Annotated in this window: 11 protein-coding genes; 4 read left to right on the top strand and 7 right to left on the bottom strand. The window is 33.3% G+C overall.

Translation table 11 applies throughout. The features are described 5' to 3' along the window. Positions 1-33: 33 nt before the first annotated feature. The 7 genes from ES675_RS03710 to ES675_RS03680 all read right to left on the bottom strand — a co-directional run bounded on the left by ES675_RS03710 (position 34) and on the right by ES675_RS03680 (position 7658). Complete coding sequence (locus ES675_RS03710; protein ID WP_066247295.1) at positions 34-867, bottom strand: tetratricopeptide repeat protein; 834 nt, start codon at positions 865-867, stop codon at positions 34-36. 71 nt (positions 868-938) lie between these two features. Continuing rightward, positions 939-1976, bottom strand: a complete 1038-nt coding sequence (locus ES675_RS03705) for a vWA domain-containing protein (RefSeq protein WP_066247290.1) — start codon at positions 1974-1976, stop codon at positions 939-941. A gap of 56 nt (positions 1977-2032) precedes the next feature. Next, a complete protein-coding gene (locus ES675_RS03700) occupies positions 2033-3043 on the bottom strand; it encodes a vWA domain-containing protein (protein ID WP_394349078.1) in 1011 nt (336 codons plus the stop codon). Next, entirely contained in the window at positions 3040-4704 is a 1665-nt protein-coding gene (locus ES675_RS03695; protein ID WP_066247288.1) for a BatD family protein, read from the bottom strand. The genes ES675_RS03700 and ES675_RS03695 overlap by 4 nt, the downstream gene beginning before the upstream one ends. Positions 4705-4719: 15 nt before the next feature. Then, complete coding sequence (locus tag ES675_RS03690; RefSeq protein ID WP_066247285.1) at positions 4720-5586, bottom strand: DUF58 domain-containing protein; 867 nt, start codon at positions 5584-5586, stop codon at positions 4720-4722. Between the two features lie 103 nt (positions 5587-5689). Next, a complete protein-coding gene (locus ES675_RS03685) occupies positions 5690-6691 on the bottom strand; it encodes an AAA family ATPase (protein ID WP_066247281.1) in 1002 nt (333 codons plus the stop codon). Positions 6692-6845: 154 nt separating this feature from the next. After that, positions 6846-7658 carry a DUF4382 domain-containing protein gene (locus ES675_RS03680; RefSeq protein ID WP_066247277.1) on the bottom strand — a complete coding sequence of 271 codons (813 nt, stop codon included), beginning with the start codon at positions 7656-7658 and terminating at the stop codon, positions 6846-6848. Between the two features lie 332 nt (positions 7659-7990). Between ES675_RS03680 and ES675_RS03675 the strand changes: the two genes are divergently transcribed. The 4 genes from ES675_RS03675 to ES675_RS03660 all read left to right on the top strand — a co-directional run bounded on the left by ES675_RS03675 (position 7991) and on the right by ES675_RS03660 (position 11688). Next, on the top strand, positions 7991-8743 hold the full coding sequence (locus ES675_RS03675; protein ID WP_066247274.1) for an SDR family NAD(P)-dependent oxidoreductase: 753 nt from the start codon (positions 7991-7993) through the stop codon (positions 8741-8743). A 36-nt stretch (positions 8744-8779) separates the two neighbouring features. Further along, positions 8780-9169 carry a four helix bundle protein gene (locus ES675_RS03670; protein WP_066247271.1) on the top strand — a complete coding sequence of 130 codons (390 nt, stop codon included), beginning with the start codon at positions 8780-8782 and terminating at the stop codon, positions 9167-9169. Between the two features lie 41 nt (positions 9170-9210). Beyond that, on the top strand, positions 9211-10341 hold the full coding sequence (locus tag ES675_RS03665; RefSeq protein ID WP_066247267.1) for an ATP-binding protein: 1131 nt from the start codon (positions 9211-9213) through the stop codon (positions 10339-10341). 402 nt (positions 10342-10743) lie between these two features. Beyond that, a complete protein-coding gene (locus ES675_RS03660) occupies positions 10744-11688 on the top strand; it encodes a cadherin repeat domain-containing protein (RefSeq protein WP_066247263.1) in 945 nt (314 codons plus the stop codon). The last annotated feature ends 3 nt before the right edge of the window (positions 11689-11691 follow it).

Here is an 11691-nt window from a genome sequence, read left to right as displayed (position 1 = left end):
GCTTCTATTTCTTCTAACTATTTTATAACCGAATTACCAATCTTTTTCAGTTTGAACTTTAACGCCTTTCTGTTTCTCAGCATTCATTTTTTCCTGCACTTTAGATTCTTGATTGTTCATAGCTTCTAACAGGTTTTTCATTTGCTGTGGTGACATTTGTCCAGGTTGAGGCTGTGGTGGTGGTGGTTGCTGCTCCTTATCTTTTCCAGGATCTTGATTTTCTTTGCCTTTGTCTTGTTCATCATCTTTAGGCTTGCCATCTTCATCCTCTTTGTCGTCGCCTTCCTTTTTATCTTGATCGCCTTTATCTTTCTGGTCGTCTTTATCTTTGTCCTTGTCCTGATCCTTATTTTCGTCTTGTTTATCTTGATCTTCGTCCTTTTTATCGTCCTGATTTTGGTCTTCCTGTTGCTTGGCACAATCTTGTGCTAATGCTAAATTGTATCGCGATTCATCATCTGTTGGATTGTTTCGCAATGCATTTTTGTAAGCTTCAACAGCTTCTTTACATTTTTTATTGGTCATTAATATATTTCCAATATTATGAAAGGCTTGATGTTTTTCAGATTTAGATGTGGCTGCTTTAGCTGATTTTTGCAATTGGTATAAGGCTTCTTCTAAATTACCTTCTAGAATTTGCGACGTTCCTAAATTATAAACTCCTACAGTTTCCGTTGAAGATTCAGAGATAGCCTCACGGTAAGCCATTTCAGCAGAAACGAAATCGTCATTTCCTAAAAGGTCATTTCCTTCAAAGACGAGATCGTTCGCATTTTTAGCGGCTTTTAATTGGGCAGCTTTATCTTCTTCTTGCGAAAAAGAAGCGACCGAAATTAGGGCGAATATGTAAAAAAATAGGTTTCTCATTGGTGCCTTTAAAAGTATAAAACTACTGACTGTTAATGCGTTAAATATTTTATAAATTCTTCTGTAATATTTTAAAAGTTTTCATTGAATAAATTGAGACGTTTTAACCAAGCCGTTTTACGTTCTAGTAAGAAAACATCTATAAATAAGAAGAAAATGGCAAAGCCTAAAAACCATTGAAATTGATCTTTAAAATCTGCAAATTGCTTGGCTTCATATTCTTGTTTATCCATACCGTTTAAAATATCGGTAATCTGTTCTATCACGTCGTTTGTATTTCGTCCGTTTATATAGGATCCGTTGGCTTCTTCGGCAATCTTCTTCAAATTATTTTCATCCAACTTTGTAATAACCGTTTCACCTTTATTGTCCTTCTTATAATTAAGAACAACACCATTTCTTTTAATAGGAATTGGTCCACCTTTTGCATCACCAACGCCAATAGTAAAAATCCTGATTCCTTCTTCGTTGGCTTCTGCTGCCACATTTTGTGATAATTCAGAATGATCTTCACCATCTGAAATAATAATTAAAACACGATTGGTTTGTTGCTCATCATCATAATAGGTTTTAGAAAGTTCAATAGCTTCATTAATAGCGGTTCCTTGAGATGACAACATATCCGTATTCATACCTTGCAAAAACATTTTTGCAGACGCATAATCCGTTGTAATAGGCAATTGCGGAAAGGCTTTTCCAGCATAAGCAATAATTCCCACACGATCTCCAGCCAAGTTATTGATGATTTGCGTGACTAGTTGTTTTGATTTTTCTAAACGGTTAGGCGCAATATCTTCGGCTAACATACTTTTGGAAACATCCACTGCAAAAACAATATCTACGCCTTCACGCTTTACAGTTTCTAATTTGGTTCCAATTTTAGGGTTTACCAATGCTATGGCTAAACAAGCAAATGCCAAACTTAAAACGAGTACTTTTAAAACGGTTTTGAATCCAGATTGGTTTGGACTTAAGCGTTTTAATAAGCGTTTATCGGCAAACTTATTTTGAGCGCGTTTTTTCCAAAATTGAAGCACCACATATAGGAGCATAATTACCGGAATAACTGCTAATACCCAAAACCATATTTTTTCTTCTAATTGATACATATTCATTTCCCATGAAAATGGGAATCTTTTAATTTTTATTCTTACTACATTTTAATTTAGACAAAACTTCTAAAAACAGTTACGCGTAACAGAATTTCTAAAAGCAATAATATTCCTGCTAAAAACACTAATGGTCTAAACAGTTCTTGATAATTATAGAATTTAAACTCTTCAACTTCTGTTTTTTCTAGCTTATTAATTTCGTCATAAATGGCACTTAACTTCTCATTATCGGTTGCACGGAAATACTTTCCTCCTGTATCATCGGCTATTTGCTGAAGTAATACCTCATCAATTTCCACTTGCACACGACTATATTGGAATTGCCCATTTGATAACATCCGAACTGGAGATAAAGCCATACCATTTGTTCCTAAACCAATAGTATAGGTTTTTATGCCAAATTCAACTGCTAATTCGCTCGCAATTTTAGGATCTATAAATCCGGAATTATTGACACCATCTGTTAATAAAATGATGACTTTACTAATAGCTTTACTATCTTTTAAACGGTTTACGGCTGTTGCTAATCCCATACCAATGGCTGTTCCGCCTTCAATAATGGTGTTGTATTCTATGCTTTTCAAGGAGCGTAATACAATAGCTTTATCACTAGTAATTGGTGTTTTGGTATAACTTTCACCTGCATATTCTACCAACCCGATTCGGTCATTTGGTCTGCCCTGAATAAATTCTGAAGCCACTTCTTTTAAAGCTTCTAAACGATTCGGTTTTAAATCTTTTGCCAACATACTTGCGGACACATCAATTGCCATAACAATATCAATACCTCGTGTGGTTTTCGTTTTTGTACTGACATCTACCGAACGTGGTCTGGCTAATGCCGTAATTAATGCTGCTAATGCCAACATACGCAGTACAAATAATATGTGTCTGAATTTTGGCAGTATAGATGGTGTTGCTTGAAATCCTTTAATGCTGGATATTTTTAATTCAGCCGTTTGTTTGTTATGTTTTATGACATACCAAATTATGGCAATTGGTATAAGCAACAATAGCCAGAAAAACTGTTTATCTAAAAAATCGACTCCTTCAAATAGCATCATTCTGCTGTTGGTTTTAGTTCAACGGAATTTTCAATACGCTTGACCATTTCAGTTGCATATTCATCATCTTTTTGCCAAATAATAATAATTTGTTGAATGATATTCTGTGTTGTAAAATGCAACAATATATATTCACATTCCACGAAAGAATCTGAACTTCCAATTGGAAATTTTGCATAACCAAAGGTTTTTAAACCTTCTGCATTATTAGGTGTTACAAATTTTTCATCTTTAACAATGATGTTGGTAACGCCTTTACTTTCCAAATCTTGAATGGCTTTTTCTGCAACGGCAACTAAATTGATAGAATCTTCAGGTTTTTGATTCTTTAATACAGCCGTATTTAACGTGATATTTAAGTTACTCCCTAAATTGCCATAATTAAATGTCGTAAAATCTACTTGTGAATTTTCACCTTGAGTAGAATCTAATTGAATGCGTTTTAAAACTTCAGGTGTTGAAATAATAATAGGCGGAAAACCATAATCACTGCGTACCCAATTACCTTCCAATAATTCCAAACTACTATTTCCTAGCAAAGTATCCTTTACATAACTGAAACCATACTTTAAGCCAAAACCAATAAATGTGGCTACTAATAATCCAACAACCACTAAAGCTGAAATAATTACTTTTCGACGTTTCTTTTTGCGTGCTTGTGTTTCCTTATATTGTTCGTCTAATAGTTTTTCTTCTTCACTTGGCTCTGGTAAAACTTCTTTTACGTGATCAATTTCTTCATCAATCGTTTTTCTATCAAATTTGGCTAACTCCTTATCTGGTGCAGATTTGGCGAATTTTACTAAATCGGCTCGCTTAAATATACTTTCTAGGTTCTTAATCGTTTCTAGACTTAAATCAATTTGATTGCCATCTTTTAATAAGCGTAAACGTGAAATAAGTTCGTCCGTGGTACTTTCTAATGCATGGTTATAAACCTTCTCATCTAAATAACGACGGATGGCTAGGGTTAATTCGGAATAGTATTCTTTATACGCATCTTCTTCCAAATAACGATGTTCATCTAATTGTTTTAATGCTAATTTAGCACGATCATAAGGTGGTAATAAGGCTATTTTTTCTTCTTCGGTTAATGGTTTTTTACGCCAAACAAACCAATATAATAAAGCTGCAACCAAAGCGACGGCTAGTAAAATAATCAGTAGCGTTTTCCACCAAGTGCTACTGCTTTTTTCAACTGAAATAATAGGCTTAATATTGTACAAGCCCTGCTTGAGCGTATCTACAATGACAGGATTCACTGTAACTTTAAGCGAATCGGTAAAAAGCGTTTTATCGTTTATAATAATTTTTTGCCTCGGAATGGTATACGATCCAGAGTCGAATTGTGTTAATCCGTATTTTTTAATCAGATTGAATTTGTCTGCGTTTTTAGTGGTATCAATTCCGTAGGATTCGATAATTTCTAAAGGTAAAAATGTTGCGCCTTCAGGAAAAACAACTAAATCTGTACTATCTGTTTCTACTTCTATTTGAAAGGTGATTTGCTCGCCAATTTTGATTTCAGAAACATCGGCAGCCGATTTCACTTGTGCTACAGAAACTGCTGAAAAAAGACATAACATACAAGAAAACAGAACTGCTAATGGTAAACCAAAAACGGAAGTTGTATGTTTCTTATAGTGTAAATATTGATTCATAAATTGTAATATCAATTAGCTTCTTTGTTTAAAATAGCCTAATAATTTTTTAACATAACTTTCATCCACACGACAATCAATAACACCTGCTCCTGATTTGGAAAAACTTTCTTTAAAATAGGTGACACGGTCATTATAATAGTTACTATAACCTAAACGCACACGTTTTGATGCGGTATTAACCAACATACTTTTGCCAGTTTCTTGGTCTTGCATTTGAACCATTCCTAAATTTGGCATGTTTTCTTCATGTCTATCATACACACGAATTCCCGAAATATCATGACGTCCAGCAGCAATTTTTAGATTGTGACGAAAATCGTCTGCCATAAAATCTGACAACAGAAAAACAATGGCTTTCCGTTTCATTACATTCGATAAAAACTTCAATGCTTCTGCTATATCAGTTTTCTGACTTAGTGGTTTAAACTCGATGAGTTCACGGATAATTCGTAAAACATGCGAGCGTCCTTTTTTAGGTGGAATGTAAAGTTCTATAGCATCTGAAAATAAAATCAGACCGATTTTGTCATTATTTTGTGTTGCAGAAAAGGCTAGAGTTGCAGCAATTTCGGTAACGATTTCATTTTTAAATTGGGAGTCTGTTCCAAAAAATTCAGAACCTGATACATCCACCATTAGCATCATGGTTAGCTCACGTTCTTCTTCAAAAACCTTAATATGTGGTTCGTTGGTTCTTGCGGTAACATTCCAGTCTATATTCCGAACATCATCACCATATTGATACTGACGGACTTCACTAAAAGTCATACCACGACCTTTGAAGGTGGAATGGTATTCACCTCCAAAAATATGATCAGACAATCTGCGTGTCTTGATTTCTATTTTTCGTACTTTTTTTAGTAATTCTTTTGTATCCATCGCTTCAGTAAACAGTGTTCAGTCGCAGTTTTCAGTTTTTCTTGTATTCATATTCCAGCAAACCTTTTAACTGTTTACTGCAACTGAATACTAAAAACTCATTTTACGGTACTTCAATCTCATTTACAATTTTGCTAATAATATCTTCTGAAGTTATATTTTCCGCTTCCGCTTCGTAAGTAATTCCAATTCTGTGGCGCAATACATCGTAAATTACGGCACGTACATCTTCCGGAATTACATAACCACGACGCTTGATAAACGCATAGCATTTTGCAGCTGTTGCCAAGTTGATACTTCCACGTGGTGAAGCTCCAAAGGAAATAAGTGGTTTTAATTCTGCCAACTTATATTTTTCAGGGTAACGCGTTGCGAAAATAATATCGAGAATATATTTTTCAATTTTCTCATCCATGTAAACCTCACGAACCGCTTTTTGAGCTTGTAAAATTTGATCTACCGTTACAACAGGATTTACTTTATCGAAAGCACCTTTAAGGTTTGCTCTCATGATGAGTTGTTCATCTTCAATTTTCGGATAATCAATAACTGTTTTCAACATAAAACGGTCCACTTGCGCTTCAGGTAACGGATAGGTTCCTTCTTGCTCAACCGGGTTCATAGTTGCCATTACTAAAAATGGTTTATCTAAAATAAAGGTTTCATCACCAATGGTAACTTGCTTTTCCTGCATGGCTTCTAATAAAGCCGATTGTACTTTTGCAGGTGCACGGTTAATCTCATCTGCTAACACAAAATTAGCGAAGATTGGTCCCTTTTTTATCTTGAAATCGTTTTCCTTCATGTTGTAAATTAGGGTACCAACAACATCTGCAGGTAACAAATCTGGTGTAAACTGGATTCTACTAAAAGAGCCATGAACGGCTTGTGATAAGGTATTAATAGCTAATGTTTTTGCTAAACCAGGCACACCTTCTAATAAAATATGGCCTTGTCCTAAAAGACCAATTAGTAACCGTTCGAGCATGTGTTTTTGTCCAACAATTACTTTGTTCATTTCAAACATTAGCAAATCGATAAAAGCACTTTCTTTTTCAATTTTCTCGTTAATAGACGCAATGTCAATTGTACGCGTTTCTTCCATTCTTTTTTCAATTTAAAACACCCGAAAATACTGGGTTTCTTTAAGAGTGCTAAATTGTTAAAATTTTTGCTCTCAGGCTGTTAATAATTGGTTAAAAAATAAAGTGCAGCACGAATGGTGCTGCACTTTAACAAATTATTAAATAAAAATTTAATTAATCCAAAGTAATTGGTCCTAAATCTAAAGTTTGACCAATAGTAATTTCGACATCTTCGATAATTATTTCTTGATACACGGAGTCTGGATCTGGTGTAATAGTCACATTATAAACACCTTGAGGCAAGCCGACTACCATAAAGTTTCCATTTGCGTCAGTATAAGCAGAAGCGCTTACAATACCATTGCTAACTGTTACTTCTGTTTGAACATCAGCTGGTAATATACTACCACTTAAAGCGCCTGAATTAGCTTCAACACTTGCTCGAATAACCGGTTTTAAATTTATATTTCCTGAATTTCCTGCTACAACTATGGATTGGCTTACATCAAAATCTAATAAAAATGTGTAGTGAATGTTTGGAGTTAAAGCTTCATTAACCTTAATTTTTAAACCAGATTGTTGAGCACTAGGTGTATTTAATGGAAAAGTCTCACCATCAATAACTACAGAATTATTATCTCCTAAAATTAATCTTATTTGATTTAATGTTCCCGAGGGAATCTCAAAATCATCAACAAGCAATACATTTATTCCTCCTGTAAGCTCCAGTAAATCATAGACGCCAGTGTTAATTGCACTCAAGCTTATCCATCCATTCTCACCTTCACTAGCATCGTTAACTTTTACTTTAACATCAATAACTTCAACAAAAACATGGTCATAATCACCCGGATTATCCATTAATTTAACTGATATCTGGGATTTTCCTTCTGTTAACGCCGTAGTGTCATCATTATCACTACAATTAAATAAGGTTATCGCTAGAATGCTTAACATCAAAATTTTAAACTGTTTTACTGCTTTCATAAATGATTTATTTTTTTAGGTTCAATATATATACGGTTGAATAACGACAAGTAGATTTTTACTTATATGTAAAGCTTAACATTATAAATTTGAATTCATTGAATCAAACAAAAAAAACTCCATAAAACCTTGTTCTTGAGAATTTTAAAATTAACCAAACCTAAATATTAAGGTTTTGTTAAAGTAATTTCAATTATATAAATTACAGTTTCAATTCTAATATTGAAATATTATTTAATATACCCATATATTTTAAGCTTGAATAAGTATTTTTATACATAAAGTATAAATAATAACACCCTAATAAATTCAGACTTTAGCATATTTATAACATGAAAAAAACAGCTTTAATAACAGGAGCAACAAGCGGAATTGGTCGTGCCACAGCTCACGAATTTGCTAAACACGGCATTCATCTTATTTTATGCGGCAGACGACAAGATCGTTTGGATACCATAAAAAGTGCGCTCCAAAAACAAACGGAAGTTCATACTTTAAATTTTGATGTGCGTAACCTAGAAGCTGCACGAACCGCTTTTGAAAGTTTACCAGCTGAATTCAAACAGATTGACATTCTAATTAACAACGCAGGAAATGCCCATGGTTTGGATACTATTCAAGACGGAAATACAGATGATTGGGATGCTATGATGGATATAAATGTAAAAGGTTTACTCTATGTAAGCAAGCTAATCATGCCTCAAATGATTGAACGAACATCTGGTCATATTATTAATATTGGTTCATCAGCTGGAAAGGAAGTATACCCAAAAGGAAATATTTACTGTGCAAGTAAACATGCGGTTTTGGCAATTACAGAAGGTATGCGAATAGATTTAAACCCGCATGGCATTAAGGTTAGCGCCATTAATCCTGGATTGGTAGAAACTGAATTTTCACAAGTCCGTTTTAAAGGCGGAGAACAAGCAAATTCCGTTTATAAAGGATACAAAGCATTGCAGCCTGAAGATGTTGCTGATATTATTTATTTCACCATTAGCAGACCAGCTCATGTAAACATTGCCGATTTATTGGTGTTTCCATCAGCTCAAGCCAGCAGTACGATTGTTAAAAAGGATTATTAATTTTATATTTTTTATTGATTAAAATCTAAAATAATTATGGCACACTATAATTCTTTTGAAAATTTAGAGGTATTTAAGGAAGCTACTTTGTTTTGTGATGAAATTTGGAACATAATCATCAACACCTCACTTAATAAAGATTATAAATTAAGAGAACAAATTAACGGCTCTTCTGGTTCCGTGATGGATAATATAGCGGAAGGGTTTGGAAGAGGAGGTAATAAAGAATTTATCATGTTTTTATCTTATTCTAGAGGTTCCTGTTCAGAAAGTAAATCACAATTATTAAGAATCTATAAAAGAAAACACATCAGCGAGGAAACCTATCTAAATTTAAATAAGAAAGCCGATAACTTGATAGAACAACTTTCAAAATTTATGAATTATTTAAAAAATTCTGGAAGGAAAGGAAGTAAGTTCGAGTAGGTTTTAATAAATAATATCAATAAAAATAGTTAATAATCAGTATGATTAACAAACGCCTACTCATAAAAAACTTACTAGCTCATAATGATGAGAACAGTTTCTATGATAAAAAGCGTCAAATAGATATTAGTCTCAAAGAAGGAAAAGCTAAATTTCTAAAACATATTTGCGCACTTTCCAATAGCAACCCTAAAAACAACTCCTATATTGTAATTGGTGTTGAAGATGAAGACAGTCAGATTATAGGTGTCGATTTTTTTGATGACAGCAAAATACAAAACCTCATCAATGCGTATTTAACCAATCCGCCAATAGTTCAATATGAGAATATTTCATTTCCGCATTTGCCAGAAGACAAGGTTGTAGGACTTGTAACCATTAGGGGAACTGGCAAGATAACTTCACTCCGAAAAAACATCTGGAAATATTATGGTGGCGCGGTTTTTTTTAGAGATGGCAGCATAAGCATGCCCAAGGTTTATGATATTGAAATTACCGATAGCAATTCGGAACTTGTTCAAGCTATAGAAGCGCATTCTCAAAACAACATGGAGCATACTTTGGATGGGGTTTTCGATTTTATGAAATCTCGAAAAGATTATGGCCCACAATACAAAGTTTTTAAAGAGTATTTTGTTGTTTGTTGGGCTGGGCAGAAAAAAATAGTTAAAAATGAAACCTTTTATTCGCGAGTAGATATTGAACTTATTAATGAACAAGTGCGATTATTTTATTCCGCTTTAGATGAAGTTTCCATATCCTTTACTGAAGATTCCTTTAAAATTATAGAATACATTAATTTAGGAATGCAAAAAGCCTTTCGGTATTATCCATTGGAAGAAACCAGTATTCATTTTTCGGAACATGGGAAATACAGTATTAATAGTACGCTTGTTTTTGAACCACCACAATACGATAAAAAAGTATTGCACCATATTTATAATGCCAATAATGCGCTTTTAGAAAAAGTAAACAGTGATCAAGTATTATCGGAAAATGAACTCATCGATTTAAAAAATTTACCAGCCAGGTATTTAATTTGCTATTTAAATGACTTTGAAGACGCTATAAACAAACTCATAGAGGCAAAATTACTATTGAAAAATTATCCTGAAATATATTTACTCTATAAACAAACTATGCGCGTTTTAAGAAAAGTACAATATGATTAATGTTGACTATACATAAATACATACCAAGGATAAATTATTTACCACCAGTTATGTATTTATAAATTATTGAAGTCAGAATTTGCTTAAATTTGTTGTGCTATTAATCAACTAACATACAAAAGTCTTACCAGAAGTTATTTTACTTTTGATTAGGCTTTTCGTTTTTTAATAGACAATCTAAAAGCTATCTCATCTTCTTCAGTTTTGAATAATTACCCCTAATTTCCTTTTCTATATTTCAAAATTTCCTGTTTTCTAGTTTAAATCAACTTATTGGATAAGATAATTCTTACACACATAACTCATAATCAACTTATTAGGTGTTTTTTTGAAAAAAAAAGTTATATTGTTAACCTATTACCTATTTCCATTATTAAATACTAAACAATAAAAACAGACAATATGAATATTTTAAAAAACCTGTCATTAGTACTTATCCTAGTAAGTTTTTTCAATTGCAGTAGTGATGATGATGTTAACATACCATCAACGCCTCCTGCGAGTAGTTTTGATAGGACCATTAATGAAAACCCTATTGATGGTTTATTAATTGGAACAATTCCAACAGCTAGCTCATCAGCTAGTAATTACAGTATTACATCACAATCTATCAATGGTGCTCTGCGAATTGATTCAGCCACCGGAAATTTAATTGTAAATAACGCACTTGTTTTTGATTTCGAAACCAATCCTATCATTACAGCTGTTGTAACAGATTTATCAACAAATGCTATTACCAATGTCACCATTAACCTAAATAATATTGATGATATTGTTCACTTTTTAAGTACTTCTAAAACTGATTATATGGCAGCAGATGAAAATGATTGGATACTTATTACTGAAGCTGAATATGAACTTTTTGCAGAGCGCTTAAATCAAATTTCTACTTTAGGAACTACAGATAGTGATTACCAAACAACAGGTGTTACGTTTATTGACAATGTTACTGTAACTAATGTTGAAGGTAGTCCAAATTACCCTCAAGGCAATTACTTTTTTGCATTTAAGTACCATTCAAACTCCAACAATGTAGTCGGTGCGCGTGTAAAAATTTCAGGTACAGATCCACTTTTTGGATTTATAGGTTGGGGCAGACCATTACCGGAACACGATATGGGTGATAATTATTTTGTACTTAAAAATAATGATGCAGTTGCTGTAACAAATGAGGCTTATATTGCCATGTTCACGCCTGGTGAAGTTGGATACATTGCTTCTTCACCTGATAAAACATCTTATGGAGCAAATGATGATTCCACCTCTTTCCCTTCTGGAAATGTTACTACTGGAATAATTTATCTCTATCAAGGATTATATACCTCACAGAAACAATGGGGAAATTAGAAA

The organism is Algorimicrobium algoritergicola (assembly GCF_008086165.1).
GTDB lineage: Bacteria > Bacteroidota > Bacteroidia > Flavobacteriales > Flavobacteriaceae > Algorimicrobium > Algorimicrobium algoritergicola.
This window is presented reverse-complemented; position numbering and strand designations above follow the sequence as displayed.